Source organism: Mesorhizobium sp. M1334, from assembly GCF_040317995.1.
Classification (GTDB): domain Bacteria; phylum Pseudomonadota; class Alphaproteobacteria; order Rhizobiales; family Rhizobiaceae; genus Mesorhizobium.
Genome location: NZ_JAMYLM010000020.1, coordinates 49,460 through 73,391, shown reverse-complemented (window position 1 = coordinate 73,391; position 23,932 = coordinate 49,460). Strand labels below are relative to the sequence as shown.

Here is a 23,932-nt window from a genome sequence, read left to right as displayed (position 1 = left end):
TCGATGCGCCGTCGGGCAGTCCCGGCTATGATCGCAGGCAAAAGCTCGGGAGGAACGAAGATGAAAATCGACGGCGGGTGTCATTGCGGCGCCATCACTTACGAGGCCGAGGTTGATCCGGAAAAGACCACCATTTGTCACTGCATCGATTGTCAGAAGCTAACCGGAACGGCCTTTCGCGTCACCGTGCCGACGTCCGAGGACAATTACAGGATCACCAAGGGCAAGCCGAAAATCTACATCAAGACCGGTTCGAGCGGCGCCAAGCGCGCCCAGGCGTTTTGCGGTGAGTGTGGCTCGCATCTCTACGCCACGTCGGCGGGCGAGGGACCGAAGGTTTACGGCATCAGGGTCGGCACGGCACGGCAGCGCGAGCAACTGGTGCCGAGAAAGCAGATCTGGCATCGCTCGGCGCTGCATTGGCTGCCGGAATTCGAAGGCACCACCATCATCGAGGAGCAGTAGCGCCAGACCGGGGCGAAGCGCTCGCCTCCGGTTCCGGCGTAGCTCTCAATCGTCGCCTTCGACGACCCTTAGCCTCAATTGCCCGGTTTTCGAATCGGCGACACGCGCGCTGCTTTCCGCTTTTGCTCCGCTGCCATTCGAACCAGCGGTATCCTCCGCCGGCTGCACGCCAAACTCCAGCGCCTCGATCTTTTGTCCGCGCCGGGTCACCTTCGATGTCGAGACAAGGATGTCCTCGATATCCTTGGCCGATTGACCGAAATGCGTCTGCAATTTGCGCACCCGCTCGTCGAGCCGGGAAACATCTTCCATCAGCCGGATGACTTCGCCCTGGATCAGGTGCGCCTGCTCGCGCATGCGGGCATCCTTGAGGATTGCCTGGATGACCTGGATCGACAGCATCAAAAGCGATGGCGAGACGATGACGATCCGCGATCGATGCGCCTTTTGGACAACGGCCTCGAAATTCTCATGGATTTCGGCGAACACCGATTCCGAGGGCACGAACATGAAGGCGGTGTCCTGCGTCTCGCCCTGGATCAGGTATTTTTCGGAAATATCGCGGACATGCACCTCGATGTCGCGGCGGAAAGCCTGTGCGGCGGACTTCTGCAGGTCGGCCCCTTCGGCGGCACGGATGGCGTTCCACGCCTCGAGCGGAAACTTTGCGTCGATGGCAAGTGACGGCGCGCCGTTCGGCATCTTCACCAGGCAGTCGGGCCGGCTCCCATTCGACAAGGTCGCCTGGAATTCATAGGCGCCGTGCGGCAATCCGTCGGCGACGATGGCCTCCATGCGCGACTGGCCGAAGGCGCCGCGCGTCTGCTTGTTGGAAAGGATCGCCTGCAATTGCACGACCTGGCCGGCCAGCGACTGGATATTGCCTTGCGCGATATCGATAACCGCCAGCCGTTCCTGCAGCTTGGCGAGGCTCTCATGCGTCGATCTCGTCTGCTCGGTCATGGTCTGGCCCAGGCGGCCGGTCATGGCATCGAGGCGCTGGCCGATCGACTGGGTCAGTTCCGCCTGGCGCGCCCCGAACACTTCGGCGATGGCGCCCATGCGGCCCTGCATTTCCGCCTGGCTTGCCAAGATGCCGGCCATCCGCACCTCGGCGTCACGGGCGTGGTCGGCGGCTTCGGCGGCCGCCACTGCACGCGCCTTGGCCGATCGCCAGAGCGCAACGACGAGCGCCACGAACAGTCCAAGGAACAGCATTGCGCCGAAACCCAGGGCTTGGCCGAGCGTGAGCGTGGTGGCGCCGAGGCGGGCGACAGGTTCGGACAGGATGGTGGCCAGATCGTTCATGCCAACAGCATAGATGATTCGGTCTGCCGGCACAGATCAAAACGTGAACGACCCGACCCCGTCCCGGTTGACGCTTTTCCTGCGAGGTCTTAGGTGAGACGCCATGTCGATCAAGCCTCTTATCATCCTCCCCGATCCCGTCCTGCGCCAGGTTTCAAAACCGGTCGAGCGTGTCGATGGCGATTTGCGCAAACTGGCCGGCGACATGCTGGACACTATGTATGACGCGCCCGGCATCGGCCTCGCAGCGATCCAGGTCGGCGAACCCTTGCGCATGCTGGTGATCGACCTCGCCAAGGAGGACGAGACGCCGGCACCGCACGTCTTCATCAATCCCGAAATCCTTGAAAGCTCCGACCAGCGTTCGGTCTATGAGGAAGGCTGCCTGTCGATCCCCGATTACTATGCCGAAGTCGAGCGCCCCGCCGCGGTGCGGGTGAAGTATCTCGATCGCGACGGCAAGCTGCAGGAGATCGAGGCCGAGGGGCTGATGGCGACCTGCCTGCAGCACGAGATCGACCATCTCAACGGCGTGCTGTTCATCGACCACATCTCAAAACTGAAGCGGGACATGGTGGTCAAGAAGTTCAAAAAGCTCGCCAGGGACAAGGCGCCGGGCAAGATGGTGGGATAGGGGTCGACGAATGCCCCTGCGTGTCATCTTCATGGGTACGCCCGAATTCTCCGTGCCGACGCTGCGGGCGATTGCCGGGGCCGGGCACGGGTTGACCGCCGTCTACACGCAGCCGCCGCGCGCCGGCGGCCGGCGCGGGCTCGAGTTGACGCCGTCGCCGGTGCAGCGCGAGGCGGATCAGTTGGGCGTCGAGGTGCGGACGCCGGTGTCGCTGAAGGGCGAGGCGGAGCAGGAGGCGTTCCGCGCCTTGCACGCCGACGTCGCCGTGGTCGTCGCCTACGGATTGCTTCTGCCCAAACCCATTCTCGAGGCGCCGCGGCTCGGTTGCCTCAATGGCCACGCATCGTTGTTGCCGCGCTGGCGCGGCGCTGCCCCTATCCAGCGCGCCATCATGGCCGGCGACACCGAAACGGGCATGATGGTGATGCGGATGGAGGAAGGCCTCGACACCGGGCCGGTGGCAATGGTTGAAAAATGTCCCATTGGACCCGACATGACGGCCGGCGATCTGCACGACCGGCTGATGGCCCTCGGTGCTGCGCTGATGGTGCAAGCGCTGGAGCGGCTGGAGCGAAATACGCTGACATTTACCACACAGGCGGAGGTGGGGGTGACCTACGCCAAGAAAATCGATAAATCGGAGACTCGCATAGCCTGGCTGCGACCTGCTGGCGACGTGCACAACCAGATTCGCGGCCTGTCGCCCTTTCCCGGTGCATGGTGCGAGGCCGAAATCGGCGGCCGTGTAGAACGGCTGAAACTGCTTCGCTCGACGCTCTCGCAAGGCGCCGGCGAACCGGGAGGAATTCTCGATGACCGGCTGACGGTCGCCTGCGGGTCAGGCGCGATCAGGCTGGTCGAAGTTCAACGTGCGGGCGCAAGGCCCATAGCCGCGCAGGAGTTTCTGCGCGGGGCCAAGCTCGAAAAAGGAATGAAATTGTCATGAGCATGATGTCCATACGCGCGGCGACGCCGCGGGACCGCGAGGCGATCCGCCTTGTCGAAGAACACGCATTCGGCCAGCAGACGGAGGCCGGACTGGTCGACGCGCTGGTCACCGGCGGTGATGCCGTCGTCGAACTGGTGGCGGATGAAGACGGGCAAGTGGTCGGGCATATCCTGTTTTCACGGCTTTTCGTGCAGAATGGCGGCAAGAGCTTCCCGGCGGTGGCTTTGGCTCCTTTGGCGGTCGAGCCGTCGTTCCACGGCACCGGCATCGGCGGTGCGCTGGTCCGCGAGGCGCATATCCGCCTGAAGGCTGCTGGCGAGACGCTCGCCGTGGTGCTCGGCGATCCCGCTTACTATGGACGTTTCGGTTACAGCCGCGCCCGTGCAGCGAAGTTCGAGAGCGAGTACCAAAGCGAGGCTTTGCAGGCGCTTGCCTGGGGCGAGGCGCCGGAGACCGGCAGGCTGGTCTACGCCTCGGCCTTCGGCTCAGCCCTCGCCGCCTGATTTCGCTTCGATCCGGGAATGCCGCGTTTTCGCCTCGACATCGAATATGACGGCAGTCTCTTCGCCGGCTGGCAGCGCCAGGCCAACCAGCCTTCGGTGCAGCAGGCGATCGAGCAGGCGATCGAGAAGTTCTGTGGCGAGCAGGTTTCGCTGCGCGCCGCCGGCCGCACCGATGCCGGCGTCCATGCGACCGCTCAGGTGGCGCATGTCGATCTGATCAAGGCATGGCCCGGCGACAAGGTGCGCGACGCCGTCAACGCGCATCTGCAGGCGGCCAAGGTGCGCATCGCCATCCTGAAGGCCGCCTCCGTGCCGGATGGTTTCGATGCGCGTTTCTCGGCGATCGGCCGCCATTACCTCTACCGCATCGTCAATCGCCGCGCGCCGGCGGCGCTCGACAAGGGCAAGATCTGGTGGGTACCGAAGCAGCTCGATGCCGGGGCCATGCACGAAGCGGCAAAGGTGCTGCTTGGCCGGCATGATTTCACCACCTTCCGCTCGACCCAGTGCCAAGCCTCCAGCCCGGTCCGCACACTCGACCGGCTGGATGTCAGCCGGGCGGGCGATTTCATTGAGGTCCGCGCTTCGGCGCGCTCATTCCTGCACAACCAGGTGCGCTCTATGGTCGGCTCGCTCAAACGCGTCGGCGAAGGCGGCTGGACTGTTGCCGACCTCAAGGCGGCGCTTGAGGCGCGCGACCGTGCGGCCTGCGGTCAGGTGGCGCCGCCCGACGGGCTGTTTCTCGTCGGCGTCGACTATCCGACGCCTGGCTGATCCGGAACGCTGATCCCGAGCAGCGCCTGCAGTCCGAACAGGACGATCAGCGAGGCCACGAACATGCCGGCAAAAACGGCGCTGCCGACGGCCGCACCCCTGCCGATCGCAACGTTGGTCATCCGCCAGGTCAAGACCATCGACAGCGCGAACAACAGCAGCGACACGAGTCCGGAGACTTCGTTGGCCGACGTCAGGAAAAGCCGGATCAACGCCGATGGCAGCATCATCCAGGCGATGATCGCCGAGGCCCAGTTGCTGGCCACGACATAATGGACGAAACGGCCGCCGACGCCGACCCGCGGCGCCACCAGCGCGAGGCCTATGAGCGGCAGCACCCAGGCGCCGATATCGACGGTGGCCAGGCGGATCAACATGCTGAAACGGCCGACGAATGCGTTGGGGTCGCCGATCTCGTTGGCAATACCGACCCAGCCGACGATCAGTGCCGGCGCCGCGACGACGATGGCAAAAAAGGAGTTCCAGAATCCGTCCGCCGAAAGGTCGAGCAGGCGAAATCCGTCGGCCTTGCCGAGCATCAGCCGCCAGGCACCGGCAAGCGAAGCGTAGGTTTCATCCGCTGAAAGCATCACTAGGATATGTCCTGCGCAAACCAGTCTTCAACGAAGCGCAGATAAATCTGCGTCAGCGTCTCGAGGTCGGCAATCGCCACGCGTTCGTCGACCATGTGCATGGTCTTGCCGACAAGGCCGAATTCGACCACCGGACAATAATCCTTGATGAAGCGGGCATCGGAGGTGCCGCCGGAGGTGGAGAGCGCAGGCTTCCTGCCGGTCACCGCCTTGATCGAGCCGCCAAGCGTCTCGATCAACCTGTCGTCGCGTGTCAGAAAAACGTGGCTCGGTCCGTCGCGCCAAGCGATCTCGTAGTCGACGGGCGTCGCCTTGCCGGCGCGGTATTTCTTGCGTTTCGCCGCCCGGTCGAGGCGGTTGTGGATCTCGGCCTGGATCGTCTCGGCGGTCCATGTGTCGTTGAAGCGAATATTGAAGGTAGCCGCCGCCTTCGCCGGGATGACGTTGGTGGCAGGATTGCCGACATCGATGGAGGTCACCTCAAGATTGGTCGGCTGGAAATCCCTTGTTCCGTTGTCGAAGACGGGGTGAAGCAAGGCGTCGACCAGCGTCACCAGGCCGCGCACCGGGTTGTCGGCCAGCTGCGGATAGGCGGCGTGTCCCTGGCGGCCGTTGACGACGACCGTGCCCGATAGCGAGCCGCGCCGGCCGATCTTGATCATATCGCCGAGCACGTCGGGATTGGTCGGCTCGCCGACGATCGCAGCATGCCATTTCTCGCCTTTGGCGGCCGCCCATTCGAGCAGTTTCGTCGTGCCGTTGATCGCCGGACCTTCCTCATCGCCGGTTATCAGCAGCGAGACCGACCCCTTCGGGCCGCCCTTCTGCGCGATGTGTCGCGCTACCGCCGCGACGAAACAAGCAATGCCGCCCTTCATGTCGACGGCGCCGCGGCCGAACATCTCGCCATGGGCGATGTCGGCGGCAAAGGGGGGGTGCGTCCAGGCTGTTTCATCGCCCACCGGCACGACATCGGTATGGCCGGCAAACATCAGATGCGGGCCGTTGCCGGAACGCCGCGCGTAAAGGTTCTCTATGTCAGGTGTGCCGGATTCGGAAAACACCGGGCGCTCGACGGCAAAGCCGAGCGGCTTCAACATTTCTTCCAGCGCGCTCAGCGCACCGCCTTCGGCGGGCGTCACGGAAGCGCAGCGGATGAGAGCAGCCAGATTTCTGGTCGGATCGGTAGGCAGCGTCATGGGCAAAAGCGATAGTCGAAAGCGCAGGGACTGTCACGGCCAGACATAAGGGCCAGACATGCCGCCGACATTATGGTTTTCACGTCGTATGATTGCGGCAAGGCCTCTCGACCAGGGCAGGGCCATCGCATGATCACGCATGGCAAGACAATCGTAATCGCCGGTGCCGGCAGTATCGGCTGCTACGCCGGCGGCTGCCCGATACTTGCCGGGCGAAAAATGGTTTTGCTGGCGCGGCCGCGCATCGAGAAGGCGCTGCAAGCAACGGTCAAGAGCGGCGCGATGCAAGGCATGGCCGGCCGGGCAGGAGAGAAGCGGATCGCCCTGCCTGTCGCCGGAAGCCGTCGCCGTCAGATGGTAGCCCGCACAGGTGCCCAGTAACGGCCCTTGCCGGTGCGCTTGGCTTCGTAGAGCGCATGGTCGGAACAGGTGAGCAGGATTTCCGGATCGCCGCCGTCGGCGGGTGCGAAGGCGCTGCCGACGCTCAGGCCGACATGGATGGCGGAACCGACCCCGAGGTCGAAAGGCACCGAGACCTTTTCGATGGCCCGCTTTGCCAGGTAGGTGGCCTCGATCTCCGAGGTTGCGGGCAAAAGGATGACAAATTCATCGCCACCAATGCGGAAGACAACGTCCCCCGGACGGAAGCCGCGCTTCAATCGTTCGGCCACCTTGCGCAGCAGCACGTCGCCGACGGCGTGGCCAAAACGGTCGTTGACCTGTTTGAAACCGTCGAGATCCATACTGAGCACTGCAAACGGCTTGCCGCCATTGGCGGCCGGCGCCGCAAGCTCGCGGCACATGTCGCGCAATTTCTCCTGCAGGAAGATGCGGTTTGGCAGGCCGGTCAGCGCGTCCTTGATGGCCAGGTCGCGATTGTCCAGTTCGGCGCGGATCATGCGGGCATTGATTGCGTGGTTCTGAAGCAGCACGATGATGACGCCGGCCACATAGAACGGCGTTTGAATTCCGACGATCGGCATTCCGGGCGCCGCAGAAAACAATGCACCGACCACGTAAGGCAGGCTTACGGCCAACATGACGAATATGGCGAAGCGCGGGGTCGCCGCATTGCGTGACGACACCACGCCGACGACGCCTGCGACATTCAAGGCGGCAAGTACGGAAAGCGCCATATTCCCGCTGGCAACACAGCCATAGCAGCCGAGGCCGAAGACGACCGACCAGACGCCGCTGGCTGCCATCAGGCCCGCCAGCGGCCCTTTCGAGCCGCGCGTGCGGGCCTGCTCGCATTCCCGCATCAGCAGAACGCGGACGGTGAAAAGCATCAGGTCGGCGGCAATCCAGACGTAGGGCCACCAATCCCCGGTGGCGAGAGCGGCGCTGACCGCAACCAACAGAACGCTGATGGTGCCGAACAGGACTGCGAATTTGCGGTCGAAGGTGGTGTCGAGAAGCCGGGCGCGGACAGCTTCCGGTTCCAATTTCATTGGCGAAGAGAACCAGGCAAACAGGCGAGCGGCGGCGCTCCACGTTTTGCGCGGCTCCTCGGTGATCAGGGATAGGTCGCTTGCCAGTCGAGCGCTCCGTGCCGGTCGACACAGTCTTCGCCGGCATGCTGGGCCAGGGTGATTAACATTCGCTTAGAGCATCCGGCGCAAAACCGGGCTTTCGGAACTCCCCGCTCTGCCGCTCTAGCGGATCTGCCGCCGGGTCGCCGGTTTTAGCTTGCCGGCCCCGGTCGTCTGCGGATTGCAGGCCGACGCGGCGGACCCGGCTCGGGATCGGTCTTCGCCGCACGTGCCGGCTGCCCATGAGGGGTTTCGATCAGCGTGATCTTCTGCCAGATCTTTCGCGAGAGGTTCGAAGCCAGTTTCTCGATGTCGTTGACGCCGTCGATGACCACGGCGTCATTCACCGATTGCGCGAACAGCGCGGCGATCTTGCCGGTGATCGACAGCATTTCGGAGCAGTAGTCGAGATAGCGGGCAAGGTCGGCGGCGTTGGTGATGCGGGCTGGCGAATGGGCAGTCGGCTTGAAACTGGGTGAAAGTGCGGCCGGATCCTTGGTCAGCTGGTGCATGTCGATGACATGGATCAGCGACCGCAACCCGTGGAGCTGGCGAAACACCCGCTTGCGCTTGATCCGCTCCTCGGAGCGAATCAGGGCCAGGAAGCCCAGCACCGCGAGGATGATCACGTTGAGGGAGGCTTCGATTCCTTGCACCGACTGGAAGGCATCGTGGTTTCCCGAGATGCGGCCAAGCGGCAGGATTGTGCCGACGAACAGGAACATCAGCGCTCCGGCGACGAAGGCGGCGATGATGAGGCCGCGCAGCCACCAGATCGGCGCCTCCAGCGCCTTGGCTGCCTTTGCCAGATCGCGCGACAGCGACACCAGCTCGGCGGCGACGCCGCGCAAGCCTGCATCGGGAAAGCGCTCGGCGATGCGCCCTTCCAGCCGTTCGGCGGTTTCGAGGATCAGTTTCGGATCAAGCGAGCGGTAGCGCATGACGAAATGTCCGATCGGCGCTCAGGGTTCAGCCGGGGCATTGGTGCGCTTGCCGTAGCGGTTGGGGCCGGGTTGCCCTGGAAACAGGCAAAGCACCAGGAAAGCGATGATCGAGACAACCGGCACGAAAAGCACCAGCGCCGCAACGCCCGGCTTGTCGAGGTCGTGCAACCGCTTGACCGCCAGCACCACGTTCGACCAAAGCGAGGCAATGAAGGCGATGAAGAAAATAAACGACCACATGTTGCTCTCGGTGGTGCCTTCCGGCACCAGCGTGAAACGGTAGAGCGGGAAGGCCTGTATGATGGCCACCAGCAATCCTCCAAGAAAATAGGCCGCGCGGCTGACGCGGCCCGAAGCTTTGAAGAAAAGCCAGATGAGGTCTGATCTATCAGGCAAGCGAATTCCGTCCGTATTCGTTGAGAAAGATCAATCGCGCAGCAATTCGTTGATCGAGGTCTTGGAACGGGTCCTGGCGTCGACCCGCTTGACGATGACGGCGCAGTAGAGGCTGGGGCCGGGCTCGTTGTTTGGAAAAGGCTTGCCGGGCAGCGAGCCGGCGACGACGACGGAATTAGGCGGCACCTCGCCGTAGAAGATCTCGCCGGTGGCGCGGTCGACGATCTTGGTCGACTGGCCGATGAAGACGCCCATGCCGAGCACCGAGCCTTCGCGCACAATGCAGCCTTCGACCACTTCGGAACGGGCGCCGATGAAACAGTTGTCCTCGATGATGGTGGGACCCGCCTGCATCGGCTCCAGCACACCGCCGATGCCGACACCGCCCGACAGATGCACATTCTTGCCGATCTGGGCGCAGGAGCCGACCGAAGCCCAGGTGTCGACCATGGTGCCGCTGTCGACATAGGCGCCGACATTGACGAAGGACGGCATCAGCACGGCGCCCGGCGCGACATAGGCGGAGCGGCGCACGATCGACGACGGCACGGCGCGGAAGCCGGCCTTCTCGAAATCGACGGCGCTCCAGCCGTCGAACTTCGAGGGCACCTTGTCCCACCAAACCGCCTGACCAGGACCACCCTTGATGATCTCCATCGGGTTGAGCCGGAAGGACAGCAGCACCGCTTTCTTCAGCCACTGGTTGACGTGCCATTTGCCGTCGGCCTGCCGCTCGGCGACGCGGGCGACGCCCCGGTCGAGCAGGTCGAGCGCCGATTGGATGGCCTCGCGCGTCTCGCCGCGGGTTGCGGTCGAAATCGTGTCGCGTTCCTCGAAGGCGTTCTCGATGATCTCCTCGAGGCTCGCGAGATCGTGCTTCGACATGAATTCGCTCCATTACCAAGCTGTTAAGGGCCGGCGCCTTAACCTGTTTGAAAGTCGCGCGGACCCTATGTGAAGGCTTGGGGAGGGTCAATCGCGGCAGCGTCACGGGACGGCGCAAGTGAATGATTGGACGGGTAAAGCAAATATGACTCCCATGGAAAAGGCGGGATGGACGCCGCTGCCGCATTCGGACGAGGATCTGGAGCGGTCGAGAAGCGTGCCGGACACGCCGCAAACGCGCGCGGAGACATATCGGCTGGCCTGGAACGACCCCGATTTCATGACGCGGCGCGAGTTGCGCGCGGTCAGGCTGCAGCTCGAACTGCTGAAACCGGAGATGATCCTGGCCGAGCGCGGCATCCAATCGACCGTCATCCTGTTCGGCGGCGCCCGCATTCCCGAGCCCGGCGGCGAAGCCTGGGCGGCCAAGAACGAGACGCAGAAGAAGAACCTCGAGCAAAACAGCAAATATTACGAGGAGGCGCGCAAATTCGCCCGCCTCTGCTCACAGCAGTCGGCCACCTCGTACTATCGCGAATTCGTCGTGGTGACCGGCGGCGGGCCGGGCGTCATGGAGGCCGGCAATCGTGGCGCCGACGATGTTGGCGCGCCGTCGATCGGTCTCAACATCGTGCTGCCGCACGAGCAGGCGCCAAACGCCTACGTGACGCCGGAACTCTGCTTCAACTTCCACTATTTCGCGGTCCGCAAGATGCATTTTGTCATGCGTGCCAAGGCCGTTGCGGTATTTCCCGGCGGCTTCGGCACGATGGACGAGTTCTTCGAAACGCTGACCCTGATCCAGACCGGCCGCATGGAACGCGTGCCGGTCATTCTGTTCGGCAAGGCTTTCTGGGAAAGGGCAATCGACCTCGATTTCCTCGCCGAGCAAGGCACGATCACTCCCGGCGACCAGGATATCATCGATTTTGTCGAGACCGCCGACGAGGCCTGGGGGATCGTCAGCCGCTTCTATAAACTTTGACAAGCAAGCAGGACTTGAAGCGCGCAGGCTGCCTCAAGCAGGGACTTCGACGATCGCCGTGAGAAAGCCGGCGAGATCGTCGGTGACGAAGTCCACATCATCCTCGTTGGCCGGGTCGCGTTCCCAAATTTCCGAGAAGGTCGGCTCGAAATTGCGCGGCACCACCAGCACCGTGGTCATGCCCAGCGATTTCGGTACCGACAGGTTGCGGGCGAGATCTTCGAACATCACCGCATTTTGCCCGGTAACGGCATGGAGTTCGGCAAATCTCTCATAGGATTGCCGCGCCGGCTTGGGGTTCAGTCCGGCTGCGACGATATCGAAAATATCGTCGAAATGCTCGAGAATGCCCAGCTGCCGCGCGGTGCGTTCGGCATGCCGGCGATCGCCATTGGTGAAGATGAATTTACGGCCGGGAAGCTGGCGAATGGCGGTGCCGAGGACGGGATCGGGCACCAGCCAAGAATAATCGATGTCGTGCACTTTCTCGAGAAAATCGTCGGGGTCGATGCCGTGGCGCGTCATCAATCCGTTCAGTGTCGTGCCGTATTCGCGGTAGAGCTCCTTTTGCAGCTTGCGTGCTTCCTCGCGCGGCAGCGTCAGCAATTCTCCGACGTAGGCGGTCATCTTCACATCGATCTGCGAGAACAGATTCGAATGGTGCGGGTAAAGCGTGTTGTCGAGATCGAACACCCAGTCGGTGACATGGGCAAAGCGGGCGGGGTCGGGAAGTGTGGTCATACCGTCCTTATGGCACGAAACGATCTTTCTAACAGGAGGTTTATCCACAACCTATGCGCGCCAAGAGTGGTGAAAATGGCGAAACGATTAACATTTTAAGCATCGCCGAAAGGTGGCATTCAGCGCTTGCTGACACCAAGACGGAGCAGTGGGAGCCAGCGATGAATCACATATTTCTAAAGTCTGCCGCCATCGCTTTCGCCTCCGTCGCCGCCTCGCTTCTGCTGACGCTGATCGTTGTGCCGGCGATGGGATTTTCGATCAATCGCACCATCTGGCTGGCATCCACCCTGTGCCCACTCGTTCTGGCCTGGGGCGCCGGCGCCTATGCATTCTGGCAAAGCGAAAGGGTGAAGAACGCGCACCGCGACCTTGCTCGCAATCATGCCCAGCTTGCAGCCGCGCACCGGCGCCTGGCGGACAAGGCGAGCCGCGACGACATGACCGGCATGCTCAACCGCGAAAGTTTCTTTGCCGCCCTCGACGGCTCTCGGCGTAAGTCCGATCGCGGGGCATTGCTGATCGTCGATGCCGACCATTTCAAGACCATCAACGACAGCTACGGCCATCTGATCGGCGACGATGCGCTGCTCCTGATCGCAAAGGCGATAGAGCGTGGCGTGCGCAGCGGCGACGTGCTTGGGCGCATCGGCGGCGAGGAATTCTGCGCCCTTCTGATTGGTGCCACCGAACACGAGGCCAGGCGCGTCGCCGATCGCATCCGCCGTGAGGTCGAGCGTATCCGTTTCCGGCCCGTCGACGAACGAACGGTTCCGCTGACAGTCAGTATTGGCGGCATCACCTGCGGCAGGGACGCCGCAGTGTCGGAGCTGATGCGCGCCGCCGACCAGCGGCTTTACGAGGCCAAGCATCGCGGCCGCAATCTGTCGATCATCGACCGCGATATTTCCGAAGCCGCCTGAGTTCGGCCCTGAGCCTTCCGCTGGGAGAGTTCCACCCTGTCTGCATTCAACCGCGCCGTGGCCAGACTGTCAAAATCCGAGTATGGCGATGCGGAACAGCAGGGCGGCGGCCGCCAGTGCGACCAGAGCGATGCCAAGGCCAATGGGAGAGCCCCAGCCATACCACTCCATCGCCAGCTTGGCGTATTTGAACTCCTCAGCCGGTGTGAGTAAGCCGCGCGTCGGGGTCTGATTCATTTTTCACTCCCTGCAGGCTGCGATAGGCCTTGCCTTGTGCCCGATGCAGCACATTACTATAATAGCCATAATGTTAGGCGGATTGATAGTTAGATGATCGAAATAAATTCGTCAAGCATGAATCGGGCAGACATGAAGACCGCTATCAGCCTTGCCATTATGGGTTGGCAGGACGCGACGCAGGCTTATGACGACGCAGTGGGCGATAGGCTTGGGCTGAGCATGGCGGAACGCCATTGCTTGGCGCTGCTCTATGGCAGCCCGCGATCGGCTGGCGAGGTCGCGGCCGCAACAGGGTTGACGCCGGCTGCGGTCACCGCGCTGATCGACCGGCTGGAAGCGCGCGGCCTGCTGACACGAACGCGCAGCCTCGAGGACAGGCGCAAGGTGGTCATAGAGGCGACGGAACTCACGCGAGAACTATCGACGCGCTATTATGGCGCGATCGCGCAGGAGGGGGAAAAGGTGATCGCCACATTCAGCGACATTGAACTCGCCACGATCCTGCGCTTCGTCACGGCATCCCTCGACCTTCAGCGCGACCAACTGGCCCGGCTGAAGGCCGAGGCGTTGGAAACAACCGACACCCTATAGGCTCGCCGGGTCGAGCGCTGGCTCGCCTTTGCGGCGCGCCACGATCGCCGCAAGATCGGCGGTCTCGAAAGCATCACGCAGGGCGTCGAACGACGGCAGCACGAAATAGGCACGCTGGAACTTGTCGATCTCGTAGCCGGTGCGCATTACGGTTTCCAAGTCGAAGGGAACATGGTGCGCCTCGCCGCCTTCGACCGCGAACTGAAGCTCTGTGAAGGATGACATCAGCCCAGCGCCGAAAGCCTTCAGCGGCTGGCCCGGCTCGCGTATCAGGCCGTATTCGACCGTGTACCAGTAAAGCCTGGTGATCATCTCGTCGCCGCCGAGCGCAATCACGCTATCGGCCTTCTTGCCATACATCTGCATGAAGTCGGCAAAGACCGGCTGCGTCAGGATCGGCACGTGACCGAAGAAATCGTGGAACATGTCGGGCTCGACAATGTAGTCGAGCTCCTTTTGGGTTCGCAGCCAGTTGGTGACCGGGAAGCGGCGGTTGGCGAGATGGTCGAAGAACGGCTGGGCGGGGATGAGCCCCGGCACGGCGACGATCTCCCAGCCGGTGAACTTGCGCAGCTTCTCGCTGACCGCACCGAAATCCGGGATCTTGTCGAGAAGGCCGAGTGCCGCGACGCCGTCGAGGTAGGAGTGGTGGGCCAGCTTCCTGGTCAGCTTCGTCTGGCGGTCGCACAGCGTGCGCCACACCGCCTGTTCTTCGTCGCTATAATTGTAGCCCTGCGCCACGGTGAAATCGGCACGGCAGACGGAATAATCGCCGCGAAGGCCTCGCGCCGCGCATTCGCGGGCATAGTCGGCAACATTCATTGTCATGGCTTGCTCTCCCTGGAAATCATGACCAGCGAATTGCCGGAAATTCTAGCCGGATCGCGCGAGGCAAATCAGCTTTGATGGTGGCTCAAATGCAGGGTTGGAGGTAAAAGACTCCACGATCGAGCTTTGGGAGAGTGAAAATGCCTCAATTTGACGAATTCGAGATCAAGATGCTCGACATCCTGCAGCGCGACGGGCGCAAGCCGGTATCGGAATTGGCGCAGCAGATCGGCCTGTCGACGACACCTTGCGCGCGGCGCTTCGAGGCTCTTCAGCAGGCGGGCATCATAAAAGGCTTCGCCGCGGTGCTCAGCCGCCGCGCCGTCGGTCTGATGGTCGAAGTGTTCATCCAGGTGCGCCTCGTGACCCACAGCGACGGCTCGCCCGAAACCTTTATCGCCGCCGTGCAGCGCATGGACGAGGTGTCGTCGTGCTGGACGATGACTGGAGACTACGATTTCCTGCTGCATGTCATGGTGCCGTCGGTCGACGAACTCAATGCCTTCGTCATGCACCGGCTGATGCGGCTCGAAGGCGTGCGCGACGTCCACACGCAGCTTGTGCTGCAGAACATCAAGGGACCCGGCCATGTGCCGTTGGCACATCTCAGACGATAGGCATTTCTGCGGAAAAGCTGCACACAAATTGCTGAAGCGAGCCAATCTCCGGAACTAGATCGCCGACTACGACATGCGGACCGCGATCGCATAAGGCCCGCCATGAAAATCGTCCTGATCAACCCGCCGCATACCGCCATCGGCAGCCGTGTGCCGGACGACCATCTGCCGCCGCTCGGTTTGCTGGCACTGGGCGGTCCGCTGATCGACGCGGGACATCAAGTGCGGCTTGTGGACGCCGAATTCGGGCCGATGGCGCTTGCCACGCTGGTCCGGGACGCCTTGAGCGACCATCCCGACTGCATTCTGATCGGCCATTCCGGCTCGACCTCTGCGCATCCGACAGCCCTGCTGATCGCCGGCATGGTCAAGGACATCCAGCCAGCGACAATCCTGATCTATGGCGGCGTGTTTCCGACCTATCATTGGCGCGACATACTGGCTGAAACGAATGTTTTCGACTTTATCGTGCGCGGCGAGGGCGACGCGACCATCGTCGCGCTGGTCGAAGCGCTTGAGAAACGCAAGCCGCTGTCGGATGTGGCGGGCATCGCCTTTCCTGACGATTTGCGCCAGCCCTTTGCAACCCGGCCGGCAAGAACGATCATTAGCCTAGACGACTACCGCATCGGCTGGGAACTGATCGACTTCAGTCGCTACAGCTATTGGGGAGGCAAGCGCGCGGTGGTCATGCAGTTCTCGCGAGGCTGTCCGCATCTGTGCAACTATTGCGGCCAGCGCGGCTTCTGGACGCGCTGGCGGCACCGCGACCCCATGAAATTCGCGCGGGAGATTGCCTGGCTATACCGCGAGCATGGCGTCGAGCTGATCAACCTTGCCGACGAGAACCCGACGTCGTCCAAACAAGCCTGGCGCGCCTTTCTCGACGCGATGATCGCCGAAAATGTGCCGGTGCTGATCGTCGGCTCCACCCGCGCCGACGACATCGTCCGCGACGCCGACAGCCTGCATCTCTATCGCCAGGCCGGCGTCATCCGCTGGCTGCTTGGCATGGAAAATACCGACCAGCAGACGCTTGCATTGATTCGCAAGGGCGGCAGCACCTCATCCGACCGCGAGGCGATACGGCTGCTGCGCCTCAACGGCATCTTGTCGATGGCGACCTGGGTGGCCGGTTTCGAGGACGAAAGCTTGCGCGACCTCTGGCGCGGCTTCCGCCAGCTGATCGCTTATGACCCCGACCAGATCCAGGCGCTCTATGTGACGCCGCATCGCTGGACGCCGTTCTTCAGGATTGCCAGGGACCGCAAGGTGATCCAGCTGGACGCCCGCCTGTGGGACTACAAGCACCAGGTGCTGCAGATGACCCGCCTCAAGCCGTGGATGTTGTTCTTCGCCGTCAAGCTGATCGAACTGGCGGTGCAGTCGCGGCCCAAGGCCTTGGCGCGTATCCTGTTCCACAAGGATCCGGAGCAACGGCATTCGATGCGCTGGTACACCAAAATGGGCCGCCGCGTCTGGTTCCGCGAAGTCTGGGGCTTTCTGGTCCGCGACCGCCGCCTGAAACATGGCCCGACGCTCGCCGAATTCTGGGGCTCGCCGCAAGACGAGGAAGAGGAATCGATGGTTGTCGAACGCCTGCAGCGTCAGTCCGTGACCGCTATTTTGCCAAACGCTTGAGCCCCTCAGACACCCGGCCTCACGGCACGATCAGCGTGCCGGCGCCGTGTTCGGTGAACAGCTCGAGCAGCACCGCATGCGGCGTCTTGCCGTTAAGGATGACGACGCCTGCGACGCCGCGCTCGATTGCCTCGATGCAGGTCTCGACTTTGGGGATCATGCCGCCCGAGACCGTGCCGTCCTTGATCAGGGCCTTGGCCTCGGCCACGGTCAGCTCGTCGATCAGCTTCTTGTCCTTGTCGAGCACGCCGGGCACGTCGGTAAGGAACAGCAGGCGCGTCGCCTGGCAGGCGCCGGCGATGGCGCCGGCAAAAGTGTCGGCGTTGATGTTGTAGGTATGGCCGTCGCGGCCGGGCGCTACCGGCGCTAGCACCGGGATCATTTCGGACCGCGCCAGGAGGTCGAGCAATGTGCGGTCGACCTCGACAGGCTCACCAACGAAGCCCAGGTCGAGCACCCGCTCGATGTTGGAATCCGGATCGATCATGGTCTTGCGCGCTTTTTCGGCAAACACCATGTTGCCGTCCTTGCCGCACAGGCCGATCGCCCACTCGCCCTCGGCATTGATCAGCGCGACGATCTCCTTGTTGATCGACCCGGCCAGCACCATCTCGACAATCTCGACGGTCTTCTGGTCGGTGACGCGCAAGCCGCCCTCGAATTTGGATTCGATGCCCATCTTGCTGAGCATGGCGCCGATCTGCGGCCCACCACCATGCACGACGATTGGGTTGACGCCGGATTGTTTCAAAAGTGCGATGTCGCGGGCGAAAGCCTTGCCGAGCGCGATGTCGCCCATCGCGTGGCCGCCATATTTCACCACGACCGTCTTGTTCTCGTAGCGCTGCATATAGGGCAGCGCCCTTGAAAGCAGCGCGGCCTGCATTTCGGCGGTGGCGGCAACATCCGTCATCGGCGTGGTTCCCAGCTTGGCATGAACGGCGGCGTCTTAGCGGGAATTGGACGAGGGGGCAAACGGCTTTGCTGTCATGATCGATCAAATCGGTACTACTATTTGTTTGACCATGATCTTGTCCGAAAACCGGTTCCCACCTTTCGGGATCATGGTCTATGCCGGCACCTGCAGCGGCGCCCGCCGTCCCAGCCAGCCCGAGATCTTTTCCATCTGCGCGGCGAACGACAAAAGCGTTTCCTCGTCGCCGGGGCGGCCGGCGGCCTGGACGCCGAGCGGCAGGCCGGCATCGGTGACGTAGACCGGAAGCGTGATCGACGGTTGCCCGCTGACGTTCTGGATCGCCGGCCAGTGGGTGAACCAGAGGCTCTTGTCCATCAGCTGGCCAAATAGCGGCTTGAACTTCAGCAGGCCGGCGAGGCGCAGTCTGTCCAGGACATTCTCGATGAACTCGTCGACGCCTTTCGGGTCCATGGTGCCGCAGGCGAGCGGCGGGTGCGCGATGACAGGCATCAGCACCGCATCATAGCGCGCGGTTTCGGTGATAAGCCGGCGCGAGGCGGCGTGCAGCCGCTGCAGGCCGGCGTAGATTTCGCCGGCCGAGAGGATTTCACCGAACCGGCTCATCACGCGCGTGGCCCGTTCGATTTCGCCTGAGATGGAGCGGCCGACGCGCAAGGCCTCGCCACGCATCGTGCCGGCCACCGCCGCGGCGACGGTTCTGGCGAAATCGGCGATGAAATCGCGATCGATATAGGGCAGGTCGATCTCCTCGACGCTGTGCCCGCCTTCGCGCGCCAGCGCGATCGCCGCATCCAGAGCTTTCAACGTCTCTTCCGATATCGGCAGGCCGAGCGGCGATTTTCGATAGAAGGCGAGCTTGAGCTTGCCCGGATCGCGCCCGGCCGCCGCAGCAAAACTGCCGCTCGGCGAGGGTGCCGCGTAGGGCGACAGCGGGTCAGCCCCGTGGGTCAGGTCGAGCAGCAGCGCCGTATCGCGCACTGAGCGGGCCAACGCATGGTCGACGACGAAGCCGTACCAGCTTTCGGTGACGAGCGGTGTCAAGGGCACGCGGCCGCGCGAGGTTTTCAGCCCGACCAGCCCGGTACAAGCGGCAGGCACCCTGATCGAGCCGCCGCCGTCCGAGGCGTGCGCCACCGGCACGACGCCGGCCGCGACCAGGGCAGCCGCACCGCCCGAGGAACCGCCGGTCGTGTGCGCGGTGTCCCATGGATTGCGGGTGACGCCGTAAGCCACCGACTCGGTCACCAGCCTCAGTCCGTGTTCGGGTGCGGTGCTGGTGGCGATCGGGATCAGGCCGGCAGCCAGATAGCGTTCCGTCATGACCGAGTTGAAATCGGGGGTGTAGGCCGGGATGCGGCTGCCGCCATGCGTCGGCACGCCCTTCATGGCGATGCCGAGGTCCTTCAGCGCAAAGGGCACTCCGGCAAGCGGCAGCTTGTGGTCGACGGTTTTCGCGCGCGCCCGCGCCGCCTCAAAAAGCGGTTCGGCAATGGCGTTGATCTCCGGCCGGGTGGCCTCGGCCCGGGCGATCGCCGCATCGACGAGATCTTGCGGTGTGAGCTCTCCCTTGTGCACGAGTGCGGCCTGGTCGGTTGCGTCATGCTCCCAAAGAACCCGCTCGATCGACATGGTCGCCCTCCCGCTCATGGCAAGCTAGCGGGCGGCGATTTCATTGGCAATCGAGGCTGGGCCGCCGGGTGCGCAAGACCATTTCAGTCGTTGCAAATACATTGCAATCGCCTAATTTGGCGGCCGATGACGCCGCAGGACATCAGCAACCTGATTGTCCGGACTTCGATGAAGGACCGGGCTGCGTTCGATCTGCTCTACCGGCAGACCAGCGCGAAACTTTTCGGGGTCTGCCTTCGTGTATTGAAGGATCGGGGAGATGCAGAAGAGGCGCTTCAAGAGATCTTCGTCAAGATATGGACGAAGGCGGACCGTTTCGCCGTTTCGGATCTGAGCCCGATCTCCTGGCTGGTGGCCATTGCGCGCAATCATGCGATCGATCGGATCAGAGCGCGGCGAGAGCCTGCCGCCTATATCGATGCCGCGCTCGACGTGGCCGATCCGGCGCCGGGGCCGGAGGCCATGGCCGTGGCGGGCGGTGAGTCCGGGCGCATCTACCATTGTCTCGAGGAATTGGAGAAGGACCGGGCGGCGGCCGTCCGGGGCGCCTATCTGGATGGCAAAAGCTATGCCGAGCTGGCGGAGCGCTATGGCGTACCGCTGAACACGATGCGGACCTGGCTGCGCCGCAGCCTGTTGAAACTGAGAGAATGCCTGGAACGATGACGCTGGCTGACGACAATGGACCGGAACGTGGGGGCGACGACCTGTTCGCCGCCGAATACGTTCTTGGCGTGCTGGCCGCCGATGAACGCGAGATCGCGTCGCACCGCATCGATGCGGACGCCGCCTTCGCGCGCCTTGTCGATAGCTGGGAGGCGCATCTTTCGCCGATGGCCGCCGCCTATCCGGAGACAGAGCCTCCGATCAGGGTCAAGGAAGCATTGGACCGCCGGCTGTTCGCTGCAGAGCCGCGCGCCGGCCTCTGGTCGAGCCTTGGCTTCTGGCGCGGTCTTGCCGCCGCCGCCATTGCAGCGCTGGCGATCTACATCGCCGTGCCTTACTTCCGCCCGCCCACCGAACCGCCGCAGACGCGGCTTGTCGCCTCGCTGGCGGCCGAAGGCAGCGACGTCAAATATCTCGTTGTCTACGATGCCGCCCGTCACGAGGTCGGTCTTTCCCACGTTTCCGGCGAGCGGGCCGCCGGCAAGGACTTCGAATTGTGGATGATCGAAGGCAAGAAGGCGCCGGTGTCGATGGGCGTCATCCCGGCCGGCGCGACCGCGCATTTGGCCATCCCGCCCCCCGTCCAGGAGAAATTGGCGCAAGGCGCCGTGCTTGCGGTCAGCGTTGAACCTGCCGGGGGTTCACCGACCGGCCAGCCGACTGGACCGGTGGTCGCAGCGGGCGATCTGAAGAGCATCTGACCGCTTCTCATCTCCGGAAGCAGACCTTAAAATCTATCTTCCGCGATTTAAGCGCCTGCAAAGCTTGTTGGTGGTTGTCGATCCGCGCCGGGAAAATTTCGGCGACACAATTTTTCTGCGGAGAGGACGAAACTCCGGAATTTTCTATCGCGTATCTCCTTGCGTTCCCGAATAAGGGGAACGATAGCCCGAGGAGATTGAAATCATGCGTAAATTCGCCACCCTTTTGCTCGCCGGCACGGTCGCCATTTTTGCGCTCGCCACCATTGCCTATGCCCAAAACCCGATGGTCGGCGGCGCCGCCATGTATGCCCAGAAAAACATCGTCGAAAATGCGGTCAACTCGAAGGACCACACGACGCTGGTCGCTGCCGTCAAGGCGGGCGGCCTGGTCGATACGCTGCAAAGCGCCGGCCCCTTCACCGTGTTCGCGCCGACCAACGAGGCCTTTGCGGCACTTCCGGCCGGCACGGTGGAGACGCTGCTCAAGCCTGAAAACAAGGACAGGCTGGTCAAGATCCTGACCTGCCATGTCATCGGCGCCAAAGCGACGGCCGCCGACGTCGCCAAGATGGTCAAGCACGACGGCGGCACGCACAAGGTTAAGACGGTCGGTGGTTGCGAACTGTCGCTCAAGACCGACGGCGGCAAGGTCACCGTGACCGACGAAAATGGCAACGTCGCCAATGTGACCATCGCCGATGTCGAACAGTCCAACGGCGTCATCCACGTCGTCGATAAGGTTCTCCTGCCGAAGATGTAACAAACGCACGCTGCCGGCGAAGATATCGCTAGGGGCCTCCCTGCGCACTCCGCGCCGTTCACGCAAGATGGATAGGCGCGGAGTCCCGCTTTGAGGACAGCGATCGTCACCGGCTTTTGATTTCCGTGTGGCGGTCGAATTTGGCACAAGCAGTAACAGGAGGAATGGCCATGAACCGTCGCGAGCTTCTTTTGAGTGGTGCGGCAGCCATCGGCGTTGTCGCAGGCGCCACCGCGCTGCGCATGGGCGGAGCCCAGGATGCACGCGCGGGCGAGACTTTCGAGGTTACCAAGACCGAGGCCGAGTGGCGCGCCATCCTGTCTGACGCGGCCTTCAATGTGCTGCGCAAGGAGGGCACCGAATATCCGGGCACCAGTCCGCTGCTCAACGAGCACCGCAAAGGCATCTTCGCTTGCGCCGGCTGCGGCCTGCCGGTCTATTCGTCTGAGACCAAGTTCGATTCCGGCACAGGCTGGCCGAGCTTCTGGCAGGAAATCCCGAATTCCATCGGCAAGACCGTGGACAGATCGTTGGGCATGACCCGCACCGAGGTCCATTGTCGCCGCTGCGGCGGCCATCTCGGCCACGTCTTCGACGACGGTCCGCCGCCGACCGGGTTGCGACACTGCATCAATGGCGTCGCCTTGACCTTTAAGCCGGCGACGGCGTGAGGACGGCTGCGACCCTTACTTTGTCGGAGCGCGCTAGAGCATCGGACCCAAAAGTGCGAAGCGGTTTTGGGAAAATCCGATGCTCAAACAAAAAGTTGGAGCGGTGGAGTGTCCGCCGCTCCAAGACCTCGTAATGGTTGATTTTGCGCATGACCCCGAAAATCGCTTTTGGGGGTCATGCGCGAGGGCGCCAGGCGGGGGATCCAGCGCGCCTCAATGGCCTCCGCCACCGCCGCCCTGAGCGGCTGGCTTGCGGATCACCAGGGTGAAGAGCCCAAGCGTCGCGAACAAAACCGTCAGCATGAAGAATACGTCCATGAACGACAGCAGCGACGCCTGCTGCTGGACCATGCCTGACAGTTTGGAGATGGCCGCCTTGGAGGCGTCGAGCCCGGCGGTCTGCTCGAAGTTGAGCGTCATGTTCTGCAGCTTCTGCTGCGCAGCGGCACTTCCCCATTGCACGTGCTCGGAGAGCCTGGCGTAGTGGAAGGCATTGCGGTCGATCAGCACGGTGTTGATGACGGCCAGGCCGACGGCGCCGCCGAGATTGCGGGTCAGGTTGAACAGGCCAGACGCATTCTTCAGCCGCTCCGGCGGCAAGGTTCCGAGCGCAATGTTGTTGATCGGCACCATGCACAGCATCATCGAGCAGCCGCGCAGGATCTGCGGGATCAGCAGTTCGTAGAAATCCCAGTCGGCGGTGAGATGCGTCATCCACCAGGTTCCCGTGGCGAAGCCGAAGAAGCCGATCATCATCATGATGCGCGGGTCCATCTTGTTCGACAGGATGCCGGAGATCGGCGCGGTGAAGAACATGGCCAGGCCGCTGACGAACAGCGCCTCGCCGATCATCATCGAATCGTAGCCGCGGATGCGCCCCAGGAACACGGGATAAAGATAGGTCAGACCGTAGAGGCCGATGCCGACCACGAAGGAGAACAGCGAGCCGAACGCAAAATTGATATTGCTGAAAGCCCTCAGATCGACAATCGGCTCCTCGGCGGTGAACACGCGCCAGAAGAACAGCACCGCGCCGAAGGTCATGATGACGGCGCAGACGAACACCGCCTGATCCTGCAGCCAGTCGTTGTTGGGGCCTTCCTCCAGCACATATTCCATGCAGCCCAGGAAAGCGGCCATGCCGGCAAGCCCCCACCAGTCGAACTTGCTGAACAGCTTGAGATTGGGTTTGTCGAAGTCGATCAGCGACCAGGCGGCTGTCGTCACCAGAATGCCGGGCACGACGTTGACCAGGAACAGCCAGTGCCAGGACATGGCATGGCTGATATAGCCGCCGACGGTCGGGCCGATGGTCGGCGCCAGCGTCGCCACCAGGCCGATCATCGGCGAGACGACGGCGCGGCGGGACGGCGGGAAGATGGTGAAAGCGGCTGCAAAGACGCTCGGGATCATGCCGCCGCCGATGAAGCCCTGCACGGCGCGGTAAACAATCATCTGGTCGATATTGGTTGCGGTTGCCGCGAGCGCGCTGGCCGCGGTGAAGCCCGCCGCCGAGATTGTGAACAGCACGCGCGTCGACAGCATCCGGCTGAGGAAGCCGGACAGCGGGATCATCACGACCTCGGCAATCAGATAGGCCGTCTGCACCCACGGGATCTCGTCCGAGCTGGCGCTCAAGCCCGCCTGGATCTCGGCCAGCGAGGCTGAGACGATCTGGATGTCCAGGATCGCCATGAACATGCCGAACACCATCGCCAGGAAGGCGATGACGCGGCGGATCGGCATGTGATCTGTCTGGGCCGGGATGGCCGACACCGATCCGGCGGTAATGGTTGCGGTCGCCATGACCCTTGCTC

Annotated in this window: 28 protein-coding genes; 15 read left to right on the top strand and 13 right to left on the bottom strand. The window is 62.9% G+C overall.

Annotated elements, in window-relative coordinates; translation table 11 throughout:
• The first annotated feature begins 60 nt into the window (after nt 1-60).
• Entirely contained in the window at nt 61-465 is a 405-nt protein-coding gene (locus tag NKH17_RS26090; RefSeq protein ID WP_352477026.1) for a GFA family protein, read from the top strand.
• Nucleotides 466-510: 45 nt separating this feature from the next.
• Here the strand turns inward: NKH17_RS26090 and NKH17_RS26085 are convergent, their stop codons facing one another.
• The gene (locus tag NKH17_RS26085) at nt 511-1,773 is read right to left on the bottom strand and encodes a DNA recombination protein RmuC (RefSeq protein WP_352477027.1); all 1,263 of its coding nucleotides are present in this window, start codon (nt 1,771-1,773) and stop codon (nt 511-513) included.
• A gap of 103 nt (nt 1,774-1,876) precedes the next feature.
• Here NKH17_RS26085 and def point away from each other — a divergent pair, with 103 nt between their 5' ends.
• From def to truA, 4 genes are read left to right on the top strand one after another with little or no spacing between them, the layout of a single operon-like run.
• Complete coding sequence (gene def, locus NKH17_RS26080; RefSeq protein ID WP_352477028.1) at nt 1,877-2,407, top strand: peptide deformylase; 531 nt, start codon at nt 1,877-1,879, stop codon at nt 2,405-2,407.
• Nucleotides 2,408-2,423: 16 nt separating this feature from the next.
• On the top strand, nt 2,424-3,353 hold the full coding sequence (gene fmt / locus NKH17_RS26075; protein ID WP_352477102.1) for a methionyl-tRNA formyltransferase: 930 nt from the start codon (nt 2,424-2,426) through the stop codon (nt 3,351-3,353).
• The gene (locus NKH17_RS26070; protein WP_254815873.1) at nt 3,350-3,859 is read left to right on the top strand and encodes a GNAT family N-acetyltransferase; all 510 of its coding nucleotides are present in this window, start codon (nt 3,350-3,352) and stop codon (nt 3,857-3,859) included. Before fmt ends, NKH17_RS26070 begins: the two co-directional genes overlap by 4 nt.
• Nucleotides 3,860-3,877: 18 nt before the next feature.
• Nucleotides 3,878-4,633: a tRNA pseudouridine(38-40) synthase TruA gene (truA, locus tag NKH17_RS26065; RefSeq protein ID WP_352477029.1), complete on the top strand. Its 756-nt coding sequence runs from the start codon at nt 3,878-3,880 to the stop codon at nt 4,631-4,633.
• On the opposite strand, the gene NKH17_RS26060 is transcribed toward truA, so the two are convergent.
• Nucleotides 4,615-5,223 carry a transporter gene (locus NKH17_RS26060; protein WP_254815875.1) on the bottom strand — a complete coding sequence of 203 codons (609 nt, stop codon included), beginning with the start codon at nt 5,221-5,223 and terminating at the stop codon, nt 4,615-4,617. The two genes, truA and NKH17_RS26060, sit on opposite strands and share 19 nt — an antisense overlap.
• Before the next feature lie 2 nt (nt 5,224-5,225).
• A complete protein-coding gene (dapE, locus tag NKH17_RS26055; protein ID WP_352899521.1) occupies nt 5,226-6,425 on the bottom strand; it encodes a succinyl-diaminopimelate desuccinylase in 1,200 nt (399 codons plus the stop codon).
• Nucleotides 6,426-6,554: 129 nt separating this feature from the next.
• Between dapE and NKH17_RS26050 the strand changes: the two genes are divergently transcribed.
• Nucleotides 6,555-6,806, top strand: a complete 252-nt coding sequence (locus NKH17_RS26050) for a hypothetical protein (RefSeq protein ID WP_352477031.1) — start codon at nt 6,555-6,557, stop codon at nt 6,804-6,806.
• On the opposite strand, the gene NKH17_RS26045 is transcribed toward NKH17_RS26050, so the two are convergent.
• The 4 genes from NKH17_RS26045 to dapD all read right to left on the bottom strand — a co-directional run bounded on the left by NKH17_RS26045 (nt 6,776) and on the right by dapD (nt 10,182).
• Entirely contained in the window at nt 6,776-7,876 is a 1,101-nt protein-coding gene (locus NKH17_RS26045; protein WP_352477032.1) for a GGDEF domain-containing protein, read from the bottom strand. The genes NKH17_RS26050 and NKH17_RS26045 overlap by 31 nt on opposite strands.
• Before the next feature lie 233 nt (nt 7,877-8,109).
• A complete protein-coding gene (locus NKH17_RS26040) occupies nt 8,110-8,898 on the bottom strand; it encodes a hypothetical protein (RefSeq protein ID WP_352899518.1) in 789 nt (262 codons plus the stop codon).
• Between the two features lie 21 nt (nt 8,899-8,919).
• On the bottom strand, nt 8,920-9,297 hold the full coding sequence (locus NKH17_RS26035) for a DUF805 domain-containing protein (protein WP_352455974.1): 378 nt from the start codon (nt 9,295-9,297) through the stop codon (nt 8,920-8,922).
• Nucleotides 9,298-9,327: 30 nt separating this feature from the next.
• Nucleotides 9,328-10,182: a 2,3,4,5-tetrahydropyridine-2,6-dicarboxylate N-succinyltransferase gene (gene dapD, locus NKH17_RS26030; protein ID WP_352506026.1), complete on the bottom strand. Its 855-nt coding sequence runs from the start codon at nt 10,180-10,182 to the stop codon at nt 9,328-9,330.
• Nucleotides 10,183-10,327: 145 nt separating this feature from the next.
• On the opposite strand from dapD, the gene NKH17_RS26025 reads away from it, so the two are divergent.
• Complete coding sequence (locus NKH17_RS26025; RefSeq protein ID WP_352477036.1) at nt 10,328-11,167, top strand: LOG family protein; 840 nt, start codon at nt 10,328-10,330, stop codon at nt 11,165-11,167.
• Between the two features lie 33 nt (nt 11,168-11,200).
• Here NKH17_RS26025 and NKH17_RS26020 read toward each other — a convergent pair whose 3' ends face one another.
• Nucleotides 11,201-11,908, bottom strand: coding sequence for a pyrimidine 5'-nucleotidase (locus tag NKH17_RS26020; RefSeq protein ID WP_352477037.1), 708 nt, complete (start codon nt 11,906-11,908; stop codon nt 11,201-11,203).
• Between the two features lie 161 nt (nt 11,909-12,069).
• Here NKH17_RS26020 and NKH17_RS26015 point away from each other — a divergent pair, with 161 nt between their 5' ends.
• Nucleotides 12,070-12,831: a GGDEF domain-containing protein gene (locus NKH17_RS26015; RefSeq protein WP_352477038.1), complete on the top strand. Its 762-nt coding sequence runs from the start codon at nt 12,070-12,072 to the stop codon at nt 12,829-12,831.
• A 69-nt stretch (nt 12,832-12,900) separates the two neighbouring features.
• Here the strand turns inward: NKH17_RS26015 and NKH17_RS26010 are convergent, their stop codons facing one another.
• Nucleotides 12,901-13,068 carry a hypothetical protein gene (locus NKH17_RS26010; RefSeq protein WP_352899515.1) on the bottom strand — a complete coding sequence of 56 codons (168 nt, stop codon included), beginning with the start codon at nt 13,066-13,068 and terminating at the stop codon, nt 12,901-12,903.
• Nucleotides 13,069-13,161: 93 nt separating this feature from the next.
• Between NKH17_RS26010 and NKH17_RS26005 the strand changes: the two genes are divergently transcribed.
• Nucleotides 13,162-13,662, top strand: coding sequence for a MarR family winged helix-turn-helix transcriptional regulator (locus NKH17_RS26005; protein ID WP_352899512.1), 501 nt, complete (start codon nt 13,162-13,164; stop codon nt 13,660-13,662).
• Here NKH17_RS26005 and phhA read toward each other — a convergent pair.
• On the bottom strand, nt 13,657-14,490 hold the full coding sequence (gene phhA, locus NKH17_RS26000; RefSeq protein ID WP_254815886.1) for a phenylalanine 4-monooxygenase: 834 nt from the start codon (nt 14,488-14,490) through the stop codon (nt 13,657-13,659). The genes NKH17_RS26005 and phhA overlap by 6 nt on opposite strands.
• Before the next feature lie 140 nt (nt 14,491-14,630).
• Between phhA and NKH17_RS25995 the strand changes: the two genes are divergently transcribed.
• Both NKH17_RS25995 and bchE read left to right on the top strand, forming a co-directional pair.
• Nucleotides 14,631-15,107, top strand: a complete 477-nt coding sequence (locus tag NKH17_RS25995; protein ID WP_352506020.1) for an Lrp/AsnC family transcriptional regulator — start codon at nt 14,631-14,633, stop codon at nt 15,105-15,107.
• A gap of 102 nt (nt 15,108-15,209) precedes the next feature.
• On the top strand, nt 15,210-16,748 hold the full coding sequence (gene bchE, locus NKH17_RS25990; protein WP_352899509.1) for a magnesium-protoporphyrin IX monomethyl ester anaerobic oxidative cyclase: 1,539 nt from the start codon (nt 15,210-15,212) through the stop codon (nt 16,746-16,748).
• 19 nt (nt 16,749-16,767) lie between these two features.
• Here bchE and argB read toward each other — a convergent pair whose 3' ends face one another.
• Nucleotides 16,768-17,661: an acetylglutamate kinase gene (argB, locus tag NKH17_RS25985; protein ID WP_023677482.1), complete on the bottom strand. Its 894-nt coding sequence runs from the start codon at nt 17,659-17,661 to the stop codon at nt 16,768-16,770.
• 156 nt (nt 17,662-17,817) lie between these two features.
• On the bottom strand, nt 17,818-19,314 hold the full coding sequence (locus NKH17_RS25980) for an amidase (protein WP_352899507.1): 1,497 nt from the start codon (nt 19,312-19,314) through the stop codon (nt 17,818-17,820).
• A gap of 126 nt (nt 19,315-19,440) precedes the next feature.
• Here NKH17_RS25980 and NKH17_RS25975 point away from each other — a divergent pair, with 126 nt between their 5' ends.
• The 4 genes from NKH17_RS25975 to msrB all read left to right on the top strand — a co-directional run bounded on the left by NKH17_RS25975 (nt 19,441) and on the right by msrB (nt 22,115).
• Complete coding sequence (locus tag NKH17_RS25975) at nt 19,441-19,980, top strand: sigma-70 family RNA polymerase sigma factor (protein WP_352897646.1); 540 nt, start codon at nt 19,441-19,443, stop codon at nt 19,978-19,980.
• Nucleotides 19,977-20,681, top strand: a complete 705-nt coding sequence (locus NKH17_RS25970) for an anti-sigma factor (RefSeq protein ID WP_352899545.1) — start codon at nt 19,977-19,979, stop codon at nt 20,679-20,681. Before NKH17_RS25975 ends, NKH17_RS25970 begins: the two co-directional genes overlap by 4 nt.
• Before the next feature lie 205 nt (nt 20,682-20,886).
• A complete protein-coding gene (locus NKH17_RS25965) occupies nt 20,887-21,444 on the top strand; it encodes a fasciclin domain-containing protein (RefSeq protein ID WP_352899504.1) in 558 nt (185 codons plus the stop codon).
• A gap of 170 nt (nt 21,445-21,614) precedes the next feature.
• On the top strand, nt 21,615-22,115 hold the full coding sequence (gene msrB, locus NKH17_RS25960) for a peptide-methionine (R)-S-oxide reductase MsrB (RefSeq protein ID WP_254815891.1): 501 nt from the start codon (nt 21,615-21,617) through the stop codon (nt 22,113-22,115).
• Nucleotides 22,116-22,328: 213 nt separating this feature from the next.
• On the opposite strand, the gene NKH17_RS25955 is transcribed toward msrB, so the two are convergent.
• Nucleotides 22,329-23,921, bottom strand: a complete 1,593-nt coding sequence (locus NKH17_RS25955; protein WP_502895625.1) for a DHA2 family efflux MFS transporter permease subunit — start codon at nt 23,919-23,921, stop codon at nt 22,329-22,331.
• Between the last annotated feature and the right edge of the window lie 11 nt (nt 23,922-23,932).